16 protein-coding genes are annotated in these 15,570 nt (G+C 63.9%); 9 read left to right on the top strand and 7 right to left on the bottom strand.

All coding sequences use genetic code 11. The features are described from left to right. From NFG58_RS14235 to NFG58_RS14255, 5 genes are all read left to right on the top strand, one after another. Positions 1 to 222: a TraR/DksA family transcriptional regulator gene (locus NFG58_RS14235; RefSeq protein ID WP_348826808.1), complete on the top strand. Its 222-nt coding sequence runs from the start codon at positions 1 to 3 to the stop codon at positions 220 to 222. Continuing rightward, positions 212 to 364 (top strand): hypothetical protein, encoded by a 153-nt coding sequence (locus NFG58_RS14240; RefSeq protein WP_348826809.1) that lies wholly within the window; start codon positions 212 to 214, stop codon positions 362 to 364. Before NFG58_RS14235 ends, NFG58_RS14240 begins: the two co-directional genes overlap by 11 nt. Next, entirely contained in the window at positions 361 to 642 is a 282-nt protein-coding gene (locus NFG58_RS14245; protein ID WP_348826810.1) for a hypothetical protein, read from the top strand. Before NFG58_RS14240 ends, NFG58_RS14245 begins: the two co-directional genes overlap by 4 nt. Continuing rightward, positions 639 to 896: a pyocin activator PrtN family protein gene (locus NFG58_RS14250; protein ID WP_348826811.1), complete on the top strand. Its 258-nt coding sequence runs from the start codon at positions 639 to 641 to the stop codon at positions 894 to 896. The genes NFG58_RS14245 and NFG58_RS14250 overlap by 4 nt, the downstream gene beginning before the upstream one ends. A gap of 129 nt (positions 897 to 1,025) precedes the next feature. Then, entirely contained in the window at positions 1,026 to 1,241 is a 216-nt protein-coding gene (locus NFG58_RS14255; RefSeq protein WP_348826812.1) for a hypothetical protein, read from the top strand. 55 nt (positions 1,242 to 1,296) lie between these two features. Here the strand turns inward: NFG58_RS14255 and NFG58_RS14260 are convergent, their stop codons facing one another. Then, complete coding sequence (locus tag NFG58_RS14260) at positions 1,297 to 2,232, bottom strand: site-specific integrase (protein ID WP_348826813.1); 936 nt, start codon at positions 2,230 to 2,232, stop codon at positions 1,297 to 1,299. Positions 2,233 to 2,482: 250 nt separating this feature from the next. Between NFG58_RS14260 and dusA the strand changes: the two genes are divergently transcribed. Then, positions 2,483 to 3,487 carry a tRNA dihydrouridine(20/20a) synthase DusA gene (gene dusA / locus NFG58_RS14265; RefSeq protein ID WP_348826814.1) on the top strand — a complete coding sequence of 335 codons (1,005 nt, stop codon included), beginning with the start codon at positions 2,483 to 2,485 and terminating at the stop codon, positions 3,485 to 3,487. A 271-nt stretch (positions 3,488 to 3,758) separates the two neighbouring features. Here dusA and NFG58_RS14270 read toward each other — a convergent pair whose 3' ends face one another. Beyond that, entirely contained in the window at positions 3,759 to 4,793 is a 1,035-nt protein-coding gene (locus tag NFG58_RS14270) for a succinylglutamate desuccinylase/aspartoacylase family protein (RefSeq protein WP_045992886.1), read from the bottom strand. 182 nt (positions 4,794 to 4,975) lie between these two features. Here NFG58_RS14270 and NFG58_RS14275 point away from each other — a divergent pair, with 182 nt between their 5' ends. Beyond that, on the top strand, positions 4,976 to 5,590 hold the full coding sequence (locus NFG58_RS14275) for a TetR family transcriptional regulator (protein WP_222568536.1): 615 nt from the start codon (positions 4,976 to 4,978) through the stop codon (positions 5,588 to 5,590). 51 nt (positions 5,591 to 5,641) lie between these two features. Here NFG58_RS14275 and NFG58_RS14280 read toward each other — a convergent pair whose 3' ends face one another. From NFG58_RS14280 to NFG58_RS14295, 4 genes are all read right to left on the bottom strand, one after another. Beyond that, positions 5,642 to 6,382, bottom strand: a complete 741-nt coding sequence (locus NFG58_RS14280; RefSeq protein ID WP_348826815.1) for a hypothetical protein — start codon at positions 6,380 to 6,382, stop codon at positions 5,642 to 5,644. A 304-nt stretch (positions 6,383 to 6,686) separates the two neighbouring features. Beyond that, the gene (locus NFG58_RS14285) at positions 6,687 to 9,881 is read right to left on the bottom strand and encodes an efflux RND transporter permease subunit (RefSeq protein ID WP_348826816.1); all 3,195 of its coding nucleotides are present in this window, start codon (positions 9,879 to 9,881) and stop codon (positions 6,687 to 6,689) included. Next, complete coding sequence (locus NFG58_RS14290) at positions 9,878 to 11,272, bottom strand: efflux RND transporter periplasmic adaptor subunit (protein WP_108133279.1); 1,395 nt, start codon at positions 11,270 to 11,272, stop codon at positions 9,878 to 9,880. The genes NFG58_RS14285 and NFG58_RS14290 overlap by 4 nt, the downstream gene beginning before the upstream one ends. Before the next feature lie 92 nt (positions 11,273 to 11,364). After that, complete coding sequence (locus NFG58_RS14295; RefSeq protein ID WP_108133278.1) at positions 11,365 to 12,828, bottom strand: TolC family outer membrane protein; 1,464 nt, start codon at positions 12,826 to 12,828, stop codon at positions 11,365 to 11,367. Between the two features lie 348 nt (positions 12,829 to 13,176). Between NFG58_RS14295 and NFG58_RS14300 the strand changes: the two genes are divergently transcribed. Then, complete coding sequence (locus NFG58_RS14300) at positions 13,177 to 14,091, top strand: alpha/beta hydrolase (RefSeq protein ID WP_222568540.1); 915 nt, start codon at positions 13,177 to 13,179, stop codon at positions 14,089 to 14,091. 155 nt (positions 14,092 to 14,246) lie between these two features. On the opposite strand, the gene NFG58_RS14305 is transcribed toward NFG58_RS14300, so the two are convergent. Beyond that, complete coding sequence (locus NFG58_RS14305) at positions 14,247 to 15,092, bottom strand: fructosamine kinase family protein (protein ID WP_045992891.1); 846 nt, start codon at positions 15,090 to 15,092, stop codon at positions 14,247 to 14,249. A gap of 108 nt (positions 15,093 to 15,200) precedes the next feature. On the opposite strand from NFG58_RS14305, the gene NFG58_RS14310 reads away from it, so the two are divergent. Beyond that, positions 15,201 to 15,512 (top strand): YqfO family protein, encoded by a 312-nt coding sequence (locus NFG58_RS14310; protein ID WP_286985616.1) that lies wholly within the window; start codon positions 15,201 to 15,203, stop codon positions 15,510 to 15,512. The last annotated feature ends 58 nt before the right edge of the window (positions 15,513 to 15,570 follow it).

Consider the following 15,570-nt stretch of genomic DNA (forward strand, 5'->3'; position numbering starts at 1 on the left):
ATGGCTGATAACGCCGATATCGCCGCCGAGATCCAGGAGCGCCACCTCGAGGGCGCCCTGACCAACCGCCCACGCTGGATCGGGATCGACTGGGCCGGAAGCGCCGAGTGCGAAGAATGCGGCGACGAGATCCCAGCGGCCCGCCGCCAGGCCGCGCCCTGGGCCACCACCTGCATCGAGTGCCAGCAGATCTACGAAAGGAAGGGGCGCCATGTCCGCTGACGCCATTCTGATCATCATTGCGGCAGTGGCCATCCTGATGACGCTGCTGCTGGCCTGGGAAGCATGGAAACTCAGCCGCGAGACCTTGGACCTGTTCGATCCTGAGCGTAACGATGCCCATGGAGACGAGGACGAGCCATGAACAAACGAAAAGGAGGCACCCTGGCCAGGGCTGCCGTCCTGCTTTGCAAGGACAGAGGCTTTCGGCTCTACCTGGACCGACGCCGGCGCCACAAGTTTGGCCTGACCGCCAAGCAGCTACCCGATGGCACCCACAACGAACAGGACGCTCGTGACTGGCTATGTGCCGCCTGCGGCGTCAACAGCCGCGCCGAGCTGGATTATCGACCGGAAGCAGCAGTCACACTGCAGACCATTCAGCAGCGCTACCACCACTGGAAAAGGAGAAGCCAACCATGAACACCTACTTTGGACTGCTGGCGGAGTTCGACGGGCGCTCCGAGCTGCCACTAGATGAAGTGGCCCCCCGCTACTTCGGCATCAGCCCGCGTACCGCCAGCATCCGTGCCGGAGCCCAGGCCCTGCCTGTACCCACCTACCGCGCCGGCGACTCGCAGAAATCGCCTTGGCTTGTCAGCGCTATGGACCTCGCCCATTACCTAGATAAGAAGCGTGGCGAGGCACATAAGCTCTGGAAGCAGGTCAACGGGTAGTCGGTTGATACTTGCTGTTTGTCATGCCCGTTTGCTGACGCTCATCATTGGTCTGAGAGGTTCGGTGCAGGACCGTAACAGCATCGGGTAGATTGACGGGCACCACCTTCGGAATTCAAGGATAGAAGTATGGCCCGCCATATCGACCAGATTCTCAATGCCGCTACCCAGCGATCACTGTCGAGCGAAGAACTCAAACTGCTGACTAGCTATATCCGCAATTTGGAGCAAAACAGAATGCCACCAGAGGATGTCTTGGTGAAACGAATCAAGGAGCTTGAGGGGAAGCTGGACGACTGCCGGCAAAAGTTGCGCAGCGTCGATCGCAACGAGATTATGGACTGAATACCTGCCACCCTTCGGGGTGGCACGGTGACAAGACAAAGTAACGGTATATTGACTATCTCAGCTGCAACGTCTCTGGACGCAGGTGTGTGTATCGCTTCAACACATCCCAGCTCTCATGCAGCGTGAACTGCTGCACTTCGACGATCTCGTATCCCGCCTCGAACAGACGTGACGTCGCTTCGTGACGCAGGTCGTGAAAGCGAAGGTCCTCGATGCCGCAGGCGGCTGTCGCCGCCCGCCAGCGGGTGCCAATAGACTTCCCGTTGTAGGGGAAGATCCGGTCTTCCCCTTGAAAACGCGGCTGCCGTTTGATGATGGCCATGGCCTCGTGGGTCAGCTTGAAGCGCTTGTGGTTGCCCCACTTCTGGCGCGGGTGCTTGGCATCACGCACCCAGCAGGTCATGGCCTCATCGTCGAGATCCGACCACAACAGGCGCGTGATCTCTTCCTGGCGCCGTGAGGTGGCCACCGCAAAGTCCATGATGTCTTCCATCGGAATGACGGCACTCGGCCGAATCCGCTGCGAGCGCTGGAAGTAAGCACGTATTCGCTCAAGCTCCCCGGCTGTTGGCCGCCGATCCCGTGCACTCGACCTGCCAATGACGCCTTTGCTACGCAACAGCAGCCTGGCTGACTCGAACTCGTTGAGCTCCACCGGCATCTTCCAGGCCGCCGCTGCGGTCTTGAGGATGATCCCCAGCCACACCACATCTTGGTTGATCGTCGAGGGCTTGATGCCGCTGTCGCGGCGCATCACCGCGTGCTCGATCACCTGTTCGCTGGTAAGTTCGGTGATCGCCACCCTGGAGATGGGAAAACGTCGTAGCTGCTCGATGGTGGCGCGCTTAGAGCGCCCCGCACCCTGGGCAAACTCGTGCAGGTAGCGCTCGATGGCGTCGTCCAGAGTCACGCCCTTCCAGCGCAACTGAGCGATACCACCCGGGGCGGCCAGCTCGATCTCGCGACGCTTGGCCCATTCATCGGCCATAGCCTTCTTCGGGAATGTCCTGGTCTCCGAGTAGTCGGGCTGGCCGCGCCGAGCGATGCGGACCCGGACCAGATATGAGAAACTGCCGTCCTTTTTTCGGCGCTTCACTATTGTCGCCATCACCACACTCCAATGTGACAAATTCCCTCGGCGCCATGTGCCAAGAATGTGACAAGACACCGAGTAAAATACGGCAAAACCACTGTAAATATGTACAGATATGATTGAGAAGGCAACCCCCACAACCCGCATGAAGCCTGACACCCCGCGCCCCACGCTGGATAGAACTTTCTCCGTGGCGCCGATGATGGACCTAACTACCCGCGACTACCGCGTTTTCGCGCGCACCCTGACGCGCCGGACGCTCTTGTACACCGAGATGGTGACCACTGGTGCGATCCTTCACGGGCGTCCGCGCGAACGCTTCCTCGGCTACGACGAGGTGGAGCATCCGCTGGCGCTGCAGTTAGGTGGCAGCGATCCGGGAGAACTCGCCGAGTGCGCGGCGATCGCCGAGGAGTGGGGCTACGACGAGGTCAATCTCAACGTGGGTTGCCCCAGCGACAGGGTCCAGAACAACCTGATCGGGGCCTGCCTGATGGGTCATCCGGACAAGGTGGCACTGGCGGTGGCGACGATGCGCGAGGCGGTGTCGATTCCGGTGACGGTGAAGTGCCGTATCGGGATCGACGATCAGGACGAGGACGCCGATCTCGAGCGCTTTATCACCCAGGTGGCCGACGCCGGCTGCGAGGTGTTTATCGTGCACGCGCGCAAGGCCTGGCTGCAGGGGCTGTCCCCCAAGGAAAACCGCGACGTGCCGCCGCTGAATTATCCGCGGGTGCATCGCTTGAAGACCAGTCGCCCCGACCTGCATATCGGCATCAACGGCGGCATCAAGAGCCTCGAGGAGTGCCAGACGCAGCTTAATCACGTCGACAGCGTGATGGTGGGTCGCGAGGCCTACCAGAATCCCTGGCTGCTGGCCCAGGTGGACCAGGCGATCTACGGCGAGCCGGGGCCTGCTGACAGTCGCCACGCCGCCGCCATGGCACTACGCCCTTACATCCAGCGCCGCCTGGAAGAAGGCGCCAAGCTCAACCATATCACCCGCCATCTTCTTGGCCTGTTCCAGGGCTGCCCCGGCGGGCGCCGCTTCCGTCGACATCTGTCGGAGAACGCTCATCGCGACGGCGCGGGCCTGGCGGTGTTCGACGATGCCCTGGGCCTGGTGCCGGAACCCGTCAGCGCCTGACAACGGCTGCACGACACTCCGCTGCACGGGAAAAATTGCCCTGCAAAAAAGACAACGGCCGAGCGATCTGCTCGGCCGTTCTTTATTGGGTCCGGGGTTGGGGACTCGATCTTCATCAAGCCCTCCGGACATCTGTCTCGCTAGCCCTACCGCTACTGCTACCGCTACCTCTGCCGCCACCCCTATCGCCACCCTCATGCCTTAAGGTAAGCGAGTGCTCACCTGCATGTGCAACCTTGGCTCCTGGGTGAACCGCGTCACGCCTTGAGGCCTAGTAGAGTGAATCGGGCGGCGGCTCCAGGCTCGAATGGAAGGTCTCGATGGCGCTTTCGGCTTCTTCGATGGCGTCGAAGCGGGCGATATGGAACAGCGCCTCGCCTTCGTTGGCCAGGGGCAGCCGGCTCATGCCGATGACGATGCCGTCGGCCATGGACAGGATCTCGCCTTCGGTCTCGCCGAAGGGATCGGCGACCTTGCCCAGCACCTGCCCCTTGGCGACCCGGGCACCCAGGCGCACCTTGGGCCTCAGGATGCCGTCGATGGGCGCACGCGCCCAGCTCGACCCATTGGCGACCTCCGCTGCCGGTGGCTTGCGACGGCGTTGCTCGCCGGTCAGCATGTCGAGCCGGCGCATCACCCGCAGCACCCCTCGGACACCAGCGGTGATCGCCCACTCGTCGAAGCGCAGCGCCTCGCCGGCCTCGTAAGTGAGTACTGGCGTACCGCGAGTCTGGGCGTAGTGGCGAAGGCTGCCTTCGCGAAGCTCGGCGTTGAGGATCACCGGAGCGCCGAAGGCGTCGGCCATGCGCCGGGTCTCCTCACCGGCGTCACCCAGCTGGGCGCGGATCTGCGGCAGGTTGGTGCGGTGGATGGCGCCGGTATGAAGGTCGATGATGTGGGTCGCGTGATCGACGATCTGCTCGCGAAACAGTGCCGCGATACGCCCCCCGAGAGAGCCTGATTCACTGCCGGGAAAGCAGCGATTGAGATCGCGCCGATCCGGCAGATAGCGAGAGTGCTGAACGAAGCCGAAGATATTGACGATCGGCACCGCGATCAGGGTGCCGCGCAGACGGTTGATCTGGCGCGAACGCAACAGACGCCTGACGATCTCGACGCCGTTTATCTCGTCGCCGTGGATGGCGCTGCACACCAGCAAGGTGGGGCCGGGCTGGCGTCCGTGAACGACCTCCACCGGGATATCCAGCGGTGCATGGGTGTAAAGTTTGGCCACCGGCACGTCGATCTGGGCACGCGTGCCCGGCTTGACGGTAATGCCGGCCAGTTCGAAGGGGGCTCTTGCCATGAAAGTTCCTTAGTCGCCATGCCGCGCCGTCGAAAACACGACAGCACCTGTCGTCCTTATACCTTTGTGACGTCGCCAAAACGAGCCCAATTTACCTCAGTGCGCGTATCGATGCCGCTGATCTCGCGGGGCCAGTCCGGTAGAATACGCGGACTGACCCACCGCCGGAGCGCCCCGCCCCCATGGCCCGCCGTACCAAGCAAGAAGCCGCCGCCACCCGAGCCGCATTGCTCGATGCCGCCGAGGAAGTGTTCCTCGAGCGTGGTGTCTCGCGCGCCTCGCTCGAGGTCATCTCGCGACGGGCCGGCGTTACCCGGGGCGCCCTGTACTGGCATTTTCGCAACAAGGGCGATCTGTTCCGGGCCATGCTGGAGCGAGTCCATCTGCCGTTCGAGGACCTGCTCAATGAGCTCGACGACTCCTCGGTCGATCACCACCCGCTGGAGGCCATTCGCTTGAGCTGTCATGTCGGGTTGCGTCAGGCCGATACTCCGCGCCACCGCCGGGTTCACGGTATCCTGCTGCACCACTGCGAGCGTACCGACGATTTCGACCCGCTGGAGGCCAAGGCCGAGATCGCCCGAGAAACCTGCCAGGCCTTGCTGCGCCAGTTCAAGCAGGCTGATCTCAAGCAGCAGCTACGCCCCGGGCTTAGCCCGGAGCGTGCCACCGACCTGTTTCACTATGCCCTGAGCGGGCTGTTCTGGGAGTGGCTCCGGGCGCCCCAGGCTTTCACTCTCAGTGAACGAGGCCCTGCCCTGGTCGATGACCTGATCCGCCTGATCGGTCGCGACTGACCCGTCGTCGCGAACTGCTACTCGATCGACTCGAGAAGGGCTCGACACGCTTCAATGCTGATGGCCGTGGGAGTGACGATGGCCGTGGTAGTGATGCCCGTGCGTCGGTGCCTCATGGGGTGGTACCGGTTCATGGCGCTCGATCAGCTTGAGCCTTACCAGCCGGGTACGCGCATCGAGGAACTCCTGCTCGGCCACCGAGCGGAAGCTGTCGTGCTCTTCCAGGTACTTGACCAGCACCCGCACTTCCCCTTCCCGCGGCATCGCCCCCGGCTTGCCCCTCAGGCAGATCTCCCGGGTTCCGTCCGAGCAGAGCACCGCACGGCAGCACCCCTGACCATCGATGAAGCCGACCACCTGAACACGCTCGCCCAGCAGGCAACGGCGGTTGAACGAGGGCCGATCGCGATAGCGCTTCAACAGTACCCGACAGAAGCGGGATGCCAGCGGGGACGACAGCGCAAAGGCTCCCCACAGCACCACGATGCCCAGCGGCACGATCACGATTGCCAAGTTGACCCACTGCAGAATCAGCAGTTCCGCCACCAGCGTGAAGACAGCAGCGAACAGGATCAGCGCGGTCAAGGCCACCGTCACCGGCACCCCGGCAAACCCCAGCGATACCATCGTGCTGGCCATGTGATCGTCACGCAGGCTGTCACGTTCGAACAGCTGCAGCGGCACCAGCTTCAATGCCACCAGGATCCAGTAGAGCGCGACGAGTGGAAGCAGCACCGTGAACAGAATCAGCGGAAAACTCAGGGCAATGTCCCTGATCAGCATTATGTCCATACCACCTCCCGTGGCGTTGCCACTTGCGTACTTGCTACCCGCAGCATAGCGCCATAGGCCACAAACCTCGACCCGCACATCCCAATTTTTCCTTTGGCGACAGCATGTTGCAGCGCACAACATGCTGCACTGCACACTTCCCTCAGGCCCGCCACAAGCGTGTAATACGCAATAAAAAACTCCCTGTCACCAGCGACTCACCGCCTCTGCAGCATAAAAAAAAGCGCCGCCTGGAAAGGCGGCGCTTTGACCTGCATCAACCATTCTACCGATGAGGGGCGGTCATGTTGACCCGCCCACTGGTTCAATGATCGGTGGCAGTGCCCTTGGCTTCTGAGGCGTTCTCGTCCTCATCGTCGTCGGAACCACGCTCTCCGAACAAGCGCAGGGAGAGCGACGCGATCATGGCGTAGAACGACGGCACGAAACAGCTACCCAGTATCGCCACCGAGGCCATGCCCATGGCCACCGTGGTACCGATGTGGTGGCTGCTGGTGTCACTGGCGCCGGTGGCCATGGCCAGCGGCAGGGTGCCGAAGATGAATGCCATGGAGGTCATCACGATGGGCCGGAAACGCAGCTCCGCCGCGGTGATCGCCGCCTCGCGGATGGTCTTGCCCATCTCCTTGCGCTGCAACTCGGCGAACTCGACGATCAGGATGGCGTTCTTTGCCGCCAGGCCGATGACCACCAATACCCCGATCTGGACATAGACGCTGGTATCCAGACCACGCATGGCGATACCGGCGATGCCCCCGAGGAAGGCGAACGGCGTGGCGGTCAGTACCGCCAGCGGCAATGACCAGCTCTCGTACTGCGCCGCCAGGATCAGGAACACCATGACCATGCCGAAGATGATGGCGATGGTGCCGGCGTTACCCGCTTCGCTCTCCTGGTAGGCGGTACCGGTCCAGCCCATGCCCCAGTCGCTGCCAAGCGTATCCTGGACGATCCGCTCCATGGCCTGGAGCGCCTGAGTCGAGGAGTAGCCTTCCGCCGGGCCACCCTGGAACTGGGCCGCCGAGTAGACACCGAAACGGGTGACTACCGCAGGGGCGGCCTTGCGCTCGAGGGTCACGAACTCCGACAGCGGAATCCGCTCACCGTTGCCGCCGCGCACATAGACGTTGTTGATATCGTCCGGGGTGTCGCGGTACTCCGCCTCGTTCTGCAGGTAGACCTGGAAGTTGCGGTTCTGGTAGCTGAAGAAGTTGACGAAGCCATTGCCGAAGGTGTTCGACAGAGTGGCATTGAGGTCGGTCAGCGACACGCCGTAGCTCAGCGCCTTCTGCTGGTCGATCTCGGCGCGGAAGGACGGCACGTTGACGCTGAAGGTCGAGAACACCTGGTTGAGCGCCGGATCCTGATTGGCCGCCTGCATCACCTTGAGCGAGGCCTGGTAGATCTCCTCGGGGGTGGCACCGGAGAACGACTGCAGGTAACCGGTGAAGCCGCCGGTGGTGGACAGGCCGATGATCGGCGGCATGTTGAAGGCCATGACGTTGCCGCCGTCGACCTCGGCACCGATCTGGAAGATCCGGCCGATCAGGTCATCCACCGTGGTCTCGCGCTCGTCCCAGTTGTCCATGTTGATGAAGATGATGCCGCGCGCGGTGTTGACCGAGCTGGTCAGCATGTCGTAACCGGCGATGGCCGAGGAATAGCGCACACCGGGCACTTCCTCGATGCGCTTGCTGACCTCGGCCATATAGGCTTTGGTGCGGCTGAGCGATGCCGAGTCCGGCAGGCTGACCGCCGCCAGGGCGATGCCCTGATCGGTTTCCGGCACCAGCGTCGAGGGCGTGTTCTCGTAGAGCCAGAAGGAACCGGCCCCGACCAGCCCCACCAGCAGCAGGGTCAGCACCCAGGCCTTGACCAGCACCTTGACCGCCACCATGAACACCCTGGTGACGCCGTCGAAGAAGCGGTCGAACAGGCGCAGCGGGGTGCGCACCGCCCGCATGAAGGAGGATTCCTTCTTGTGCAGGTCGTGCTTGATGAAGATCGCCGACAGCGCCGGGGTGAAGGTCAATGCCATCAGCGCCGAGAACGCCACCGAGATGGCGATGGTCAGGGCGAACTGCTGATAGATCTGCCCGGTAAAGCCGCCGAGGAAGGCCACCGGCACGAACACCGCCGCCATGATCAGCGAGGTGGCGATGACCGGCCCACCGACCTCCTTCATGGCCTGGATGGTGGCCTGGCGAACCGTGATCTCCTCGTCTTCCGACAGCACCCTTTCGACGTTCTCCACCACCAGGATGGCGTCATCCACCACGATGCCGATGGACAGCACCAGAGCGAACAGCGTCAAAAGATTGATCGAGAAGCCGAACACGTAGAAGCCTGCGAAGGTGGCCAGTACCGATACCGGCACCACCGACATGGCGATCACGGTAAAGCGCCAGTTCTGCAGGAAGATGAACAGGATGACGCCGACGATCAGGAAGGCTTCGATAAAGGTGTGGAAGACGGTTTCCACCGAGGCGTCGATGAACAGGGTGGTGTCGTAGGGCACCACGTACTCGAGGCCCGGCGGGAAGCGCACCTCCAGCTCGTTCATCTTCTCCTTGACCATGTCTGCCGTCTGCAGCGCATTGGCGCCCGGCTGCTGCTGGATCATGATCGGCGTCATGATGGCGCCGTTGAGGCGCGCCTCGACGCCATAGAAGGAGGCACCCAGCTCGATCCGTGCGACGTCATCCAGGCGCAGCGCAGAGCCGTCCTCGTTGGTGCGCAGCAGGATGTCGCGGAAGTCGTCGGCGCTGGACAGACGTCCGCCGGCGGTGATGGTGTAGGTGAAGGCTCGCGGGCTGTCGATAGGCGTGGACGCCAGGCTACCCGCCGGTACCTCGGTGTTCTGGGCACGAATCGCCGCCGCCACTTCGGTGGGGGTCAGGTCGTACTCGGCCAGCTTGTTGGGGTCCATCCAGATGCGCATGGCGAACTCGCCACCGCCCAGCACCTCGGCCTCACCGACGCCGGGAATCTGGCGCAGCTCGTCGAGAATGTTCAGGGTGGCATAGTTCTGCATGTAGATGTTGTCGTAGTCGTCCTGGGGCGAGATCAACGACACCAGCATCAGGATCGAGCTGGAGCGCAGCTCGACCTGGACGCCCTGCTCCTGCACCGCCTCGGGCAACTGGGACAGCGCGCCCTGGACCCGGTTGTTGACGTTGATGGTGTTGATATCACCGTCGGTCCCGATGTCGAAGGCCACGCTCAGGCTCATGGAGCCGTTGTCGGAGCTGGTCGAGTTCATGTAGAGCATGTTCTCGACGCCGTTGATCGCCTCCGCCAGCGGCGCGGCCACTGTCTGCGCCACGGTCTCGGCATCGGCCCCCGGGAAGGTGGCGCTGACCGACACCGTGGGCGGCACCACACTGGGATACTGCTCGATCGGCAGTACCCGCATGCTCATCGCCCCGATGATGGTCAGGATGATCGCCAGGACCGAGGCGAAGATCGGCCGCTTGATGAAGAAGTTGGCGAAATTCATTCGTTACCCTCTCCTCGAGCCTCCTCGGCCTCCTGATCGCCCTGCGGCGCGTTCATCGGCGCCTGCTGGGCGGCCTGGGTGGCACTCGCGGCATCCTCGCCCTGACCAGCGCTCTCGGCAGTGCCCTGCCCGCTCTGATCGGCCGCTGGCTCGCCCGGTGACGCCGCTTCCTGCTCAGCTTGCTCGGGCGCGGCCTGGCCGGCGCCCTGCCCCTGCTGCTCGTACTGGGCTTCTTGCATCAGCGCCTCGGCATCGCCGTCGAACGGCTGGGGATCGATCGGGGTACCCGGCTTCAGGCTGCCCGGATCACCGACCACCACACGCTCGCCGGGTTCGACGCCGTCGAGGATGATTTGCCAGGCGCCCGCCAGCTCGCCGAGCTGCACTGGACGCGCCCTGGCGACGTTGTCTTCATCAAGCACGTAGACCTGCGGGCCCATCAGGCCCTGGGTCAACGCCAGCTCCGGCACCGCCAGCACGCCGAAGCGCGCCAGCCCCTCGATCTTCACGCGCACGTACTGACCCGGCAGAACCGCGCCGTCCGGGTTGGCAAAGGTGGCCTCCGCCTGGACGGTGCTGGTCTCGGGATCGACACGGGAGCCAAGGAAGTCCAGGTGGCCGCTGAGCACGGCAGGCTCATCCCCACGCGAAGAGAACGCTTCGAGCGAGGCGGCGATGTCCTCGATGCTCATGTCCTTCAACTGACGACGCAGCTCGAAGGCGTCGTTCTGAGGCATCTGGAAACGGACCTCCAGCGGATCCAACGGAGTGATGGTGGCAAGTTCGGTATTGGGTGACACAAGGTTGCCGACATTGACCTCACTGAGACCGATCACGCCAGACACCGGCGCCGTGACCTCGGCGTAGTCCAGGTCTAGCTGGGCGCTCTTCAGCGCCGCCTCGGCCTGGGCCACGCTGGCCCGCGCGACGCGCGCGTCGGCCAGGGCCTGGTCGACCTGCTGACGGCTCACCGAGTTCTGGGCTGCCAGCTGCTGGAAACGATTGGCGTCACGCTCGGCCCGCGACAGCTCGGCCTGGGCGCTGGCCAGGTCGGCCTCGCGCTGGGCCACGGTGGCCTCGTACAGGTCCGGCTCGATGGTGTAGAGGCTCTCCCCCTGCTCGACCTGATCGCCGGGTTCGAACTTGCGCTCCTCGAGCACACCGGTGACACGTGCGACCAGGGTGACTTCCTGCTCGCTCATCAGCTTGGAGGGGTAGGACTTGTCCAGTGGAATGTCCTGGTAGGCCAGCTCGGCCACCTCGATGGCCTTGGCGGGTGGCTGACCACCGGCCTGACCGGCGGACGGGTCTTCTTCCTGACCACAGCCGACCAGCAGCAATGCCGCCGCCAGTGCGGCCCAGAGGCGGCCGCGATAGATGGTGGTTTTCATCCCTTGATTCCTTCGGGGTAATTGGATCGTCAGATGCCGGGCGCTGACCGCCTCGAGGGAGGAGGCGGTCAGCCTGGACGCCAAGGCGTGCGTCAGCCGTCCTGACTCGGCGGTGCGCCGATATCGAGAACCGCGTCGTATTCGTCGGCCTCGCCCTGCTCCGGCAGGGTGAAGTTCACCTGCCCTTCCTCGACAAGGAAGGCGTTGAGCTCGGCGATATCCTGGGCGTCGAGCACCCCCGCCTGACGGTGCAGACTGAGCAGGTTGATCACGTAGTTGAAACGGGCATCGGCGTAGTCAGCGATGGCGTTATACAGGTTCTGCTCGGCGTTGAGCACGTCGACGATGTTGCGGGTACCCACCTCGTAGCCCGCGCGGGTGGCATCCAGGGCACTCTGGTTGGAGACGATGGACTGCTTGCGCGCCGCCACCGTGGAGACGTCATTGCTGACCTGGGTGTACAGCGAGCGCACCTGCAGCACCGTCTCGCGGCGCTGGGACTCGAAGTCGTACTGGCTGGACTCCAGGTCGTAGGTGGTCTGGCGCACCGAGGCGCTGGTCCGACCGCCGGTGTACAGCGGCATGCTGGCGCTCACGCCCACCTGGCTGTTGGAGTTGTAGTCCTCGAAGTTGTCACGCTCGTCGTCGCTGTAGGCGTAGTTGGCAAAGGCCTCCACCACCGGCAGATCGGCGGCCCTGGCCACATCGATCCGCTCACGCGCCACATCGACGCCAGCCTGCTGCGCCAGCAGTTCCGGATTGCGCTCGATGGCAAGCTCGATCCAGGCATCACGACTGGACGGCTCGGGCAGCGCAATGGGCAGATCGTCTTGGAGCATCTCGATGCTGTCGTAGCGCTTGCCGGTCAAGCGCTCCAGCGCCTCGAAGGCAACCTGGAGGTCGCTCTCGGCGACGATCCGGTCGGCCCGGGACTGGTCGAAGGTCGCCCGCGCCTCCTCGACCTCGGTGATCGCGATCAAACCGACGTCGAACTGCTCCTGGGCCTGCTCGAGCTGACGCCCGATGGCACGCTCCTGGGCCCTGCGTGCTTCGAGGATCTCGTAGGCGCGCAGAATATCGAAGTAGGCCGACGAGGTGTCGATCAACACCTGCTGCTCGGTAGCCGCCAGGGTGTAGGTCTGCTGCTCCAGCTGGGCCTCGGCCACGTTCACTTCGCGGCTGTTGAGGGCGTCGTAGAGCTTCTGGGTCGCCTGCAGGTTGAGGCCGTAGCTGAGGTAGTCGTCATCGCTGCCGGTGCCGCTGAAGCCGGACTGCGACTGGGTCTCGAAGATATGGTTGTAGGCCGCCTCGCCGGAGGCGGTCACCTGAGGATTGAGATCCGCCTGTTCGACGTTGATGCCTTCTTCCGCACTACTGGTGGTGGACCGCTCGGAGGCCAACTCGGAGTTGTTGTCCAGCGCGTCGCGGGTAATGGTCAACAGATCGGCGGCCTGGACCTGGCCCATCATCAGGGCGGCGACAGCGGCACACAGAAGGCGTCGGCGAGAAGGAACCCGCGAGGTCAGAGTGACGGGGACTGGTCGGGAAGGCGTCATTGATAGCATCCTCGGATCTGTTGCTCGGCGTTGTCCACAAGTCCCTTTGACCAGGCCACAGAGACATCACACCAAGGACGCCGCGCGACGCGAGCACGACCTCCCTGACACACTGTCCTTGCCATTTCCTGGGCGCCTCGACTTCCTGGAAAGCACCGGGTGGCGTTCGAATCTAGGGGTATTCGATATACATACATTGTCGCATGTTTGGCGTCGTATTCTACCGCCCTTCATGCAAGGATGGTGAAAAATTCGCAATTCCGCACTATATTGCTGGCTAAACCACAATGCTGCACTGCAACATAGCCAAGATCGCCCTCCCCTGCAGGACCATCACCAGGAGCCACCATGGACACTCTGAGACTGGTCACCTTCCGAGAGCTCGAGATCGCGGTACGCGTGTTTCATCCCGAGGCCCCCAGAACCGTCATCGCCTGGCACGGACTGGCACGCCACGGCGGTGACTTCGCTGCCCTGGCCCGGGAACTTGGCCCCGAATGGCGAGTCCTGGCACCCGACACACCGGGGCGAGGACTGTCGAGCTGGTCGCTGTATCCTGCCAATGACTACTTGTACTCCCACTACATGACAGTCGCGTTGGCCGTCATGGACCACTTCGAACTCGACCGGGCAGCCTGGGTGGGTACCTCCATGGGAGGGCTGCTCGGCATGCTGCTGGCCGCCGATCCATCCAGTGCAGGCCGCATCGAACGACTGGTGCTCAACGATGTCGGTCCGGAACTGGTGCCACAAGGCCTGGCCGAACTGGCCACCTACTTCACCGTCCCCCACCGTTTTTCCCGCTTGAGCCAACTCGAGGCGGAGCTTCGCCGCCACTACGCCGGCTTCGGCATAGATGACGAGGACGCCTGGCGCCAGCTCACCCTGGAGAGCGCCCGCCGCCTGCCGGACGGTAGCTGGACCTACCACTACGACCCGCGCATCGGCGAGCAATTCGTCCACGACACGCCCAGGGACACCTGGGCCGACTGGAAGGCCATCCGCTGCCCCTTGATGGTCGTGCGTGGCGAAGACTCACCTTTGCTGTCCGAGGATATCGTCACCCGCATGGGCGAGGCCCAGCCACAGCTCGAGACGCTGGCGGTCCCGGGCTGCGGCCACGCCCCGATGCTCGATCGCCCGAGCCAGGTTGCACCGATCAAGGCCTTTCTCGAGAAAAGCCTCGCCGAGCAGCCTCACGAGCCGTCCAGGGCGGTTGCGCGTCCCTGGTGGCGGCGCCTGCTGGGGCTCGGCGCCTCCTGAAGCCCGCTCTGTCTAGGCGCTGTCCGAAAAGTCGACGAGCGAAGGTTAGACAAGGCAAAAATCGGTGAGAAAGCGCAGTTTACGGGGTGTAAATGAGCATTTTGATCCGATTTTTAACGCCGTATTACCGAGCGCAGGCACTTTTCAGACAAGCCCTAGTCGTTGGAGTCCTGCTCCAGCCGCGTGATCGTTCGCAACACTGCCGCGTGATAGCCACGGCCGAACAGCAGCAGGTGATTGAGCAACGGATAGAGCTGGAAGGCGGCTTCGCGCCGGGGCCAGTCGGCGGGCGCGCGCTCCCGCCCCTGCGCCTGCCAGTAGGCCTCGAAAAATGCCTCACCCGGCGCGCCGAACAGCGTCAGCATGGCCAGATCCACCTCCGGGTAGTGGCGATAGACCGCCGGGTCGATCAATGCCGGGCCCCGCGAACTGTGGATGACGTTGCCGGACCACAGGTCCCCGTGCACCAGACTTGGCGCCTGGTCAGGCAGCCACGCCTCGAGCTGGTCGGCCACCTGCCTGAGGCGGGCAAGTTCACTGCGCGACAGCAAGCCGCGGCCGTGGCAGGCCTCGCCCAGGGGCATCAATCTTCGCTCACGCTGGAAGGCGCGTCCGTCGTGAAGCGGCGCATTGGGCTGGGGCGTCGCCCCGCAGGCGTTGTCGTGCGCCCAGCCGTGGGCGGCCTCGCAAGGCGCGTGCAGCTCCGCCAGCCCTCGACCCAGCGCCGTCCAGTCGGCGGGCCCAGGCTCCAGCGCTTCCATCACCAGCCAGGAGCCGACCTGGCCCATCACTGCGGGTATCACCAGCGAGCTACCGGCATCGCCGAGCGCGGCAAGGCCCTCGGCCTCTCCTGCCAGGCGTTCAGGATCGTCGCGCTTGGCCACCACCGCGCCCTGGGCTGTCTCGATCCGCCACACCTCGGCCATATCACCGCCCGACAGGGCACGTGGCGGTGCCGTGGCGGCTAGCCCCAGCGTCTCGAGGGCGTCATTGAGTTTCATGCTGGCTCCTGCTGGCTGCTGGCAGATTCGCCGGGCGCAGGTTGCGCGTCGCCACCCTCGGGTGGTACACCCGGCTCGATCATTCCCCAGCTTACGCAAGGAGACCCCATGTACAAGCTTGCCTTCTTCGTGCCCAGAGACGACGCCGAGGCGGTCAAGGAAGCCGTGTTTGCCACGGGTGCCGGACGCATCGGTGAGTACGAGGCCTGCTGCTTCCAGACCGCCGGTCAGGGCCAGTTTCGCCCGCTGGACGGCGCCGACCCGCACATCGGGCAGGTGGGTGAGCTTGAGCGGGTAGAGGAATACAAGGTGGAGCTGGTGTGCGAGGACGAGCTGATCGGCGCCGCCATCTCCGCGCTCAAGCTGGCCCACCCCTACGAGGAAGTGGCCTACGACGTCTGGCGGCTGGCAGATCTGTGACGCGAACGAAAGCGGACGAGCCGGCCGGTGGCCTTTCGAATCTGCGGTGGGCCACCGG

This window comes from Halomonas sp. RT37 (assembly GCF_040070525.1).
GTDB lineage: Bacteria > Pseudomonadota > Gammaproteobacteria > Pseudomonadales > Halomonadaceae > Halomonas > Halomonas litopenaei.

Excerpts from the sequence above, each read along its gene's own strand:
- NFG58_RS14290 (WP_108133279.1), bottom strand. The coding sequence starts at position 11,272 with ATGAAAACCACCATCTATCGCGGCCGCCTCTGGGCCGCACTGGCGGCG.
- NFG58_RS14260 (WP_348826813.1), bottom strand. The coding sequence starts at position 2,232 with ATGGCCGATGAATGGGCCAAGCGTCGCGAGATCGAGCTGGCCGCCCCG.
- NFG58_RS14285 (WP_348826816.1), bottom strand. The coding sequence starts at position 9,881 with ATGAATTTCGCCAACTTCTTCATCAAGCGGCCGATCTTCGCCTCGGTC.
- NFG58_RS14250 (WP_348826811.1), top strand. The coding sequence starts at position 639 with ATGAACACCTACTTTGGACTGCTGGCGGAGTTCGACGGGCGCTCCGAG.
- NFG58_RS14245 (WP_348826810.1), top strand. The coding sequence starts at position 361 with ATGAACAAACGAAAAGGAGGCACCCTGGCCAGGGCTGCCGTCCTGCTT.
- NFG58_RS14305 (WP_045992891.1), bottom strand. The coding sequence starts at position 15,092 with ATGAAACTCAATGACGCCCTCGAGACGCTGGGGCTAGCCGCCACGGCA.
- NFG58_RS14280 (WP_348826815.1), bottom strand. The coding sequence starts at position 6,382 with ATGGACATAATGCTGATCAGGGACATTGCCCTGAGTTTTCCGCTGATT.
- NFG58_RS14235 (WP_348826808.1), top strand. The coding sequence starts at position 1 with ATGGCTGATAACGCCGATATCGCCGCCGAGATCCAGGAGCGCCACCTC.
- NFG58_RS14275 (WP_222568536.1), top strand. The coding sequence starts at position 4,976 with ATGGCCCGCCGTACCAAGCAAGAAGCCGCCGCCACCCGAGCCGCATTG.
- NFG58_RS14295 (WP_108133278.1), bottom strand. The coding sequence starts at position 12,828 with ATGACGCCTTCCCGACCAGTCCCCGTCACTCTGACCTCGCGGGTTCCT.
- NFG58_RS14300 (WP_222568540.1), top strand. The coding sequence starts at position 13,177 with ATGGACACTCTGAGACTGGTCACCTTCCGAGAGCTCGAGATCGCGGTA.
- NFG58_RS14270 (WP_045992886.1), bottom strand. The coding sequence starts at position 4,793 with ATGGCAAGAGCCCCCTTCGAACTGGCCGGCATTACCGTCAAGCCGGGC.
- dusA (WP_348826814.1), top strand. The coding sequence starts at position 2,483 with ATGAAGCCTGACACCCCGCGCCCCACGCTGGATAGAACTTTCTCCGTG.
- NFG58_RS14240 (WP_348826809.1), top strand. The coding sequence starts at position 212 with ATGTCCGCTGACGCCATTCTGATCATCATTGCGGCAGTGGCCATCCTG.
- NFG58_RS14310 (WP_286985616.1), top strand. The coding sequence starts at position 15,201 with ATGTACAAGCTTGCCTTCTTCGTGCCCAGAGACGACGCCGAGGCGGTC.
- NFG58_RS14255 (WP_348826812.1), top strand. The coding sequence starts at position 1,026 with ATGGCCCGCCATATCGACCAGATTCTCAATGCCGCTACCCAGCGATCA.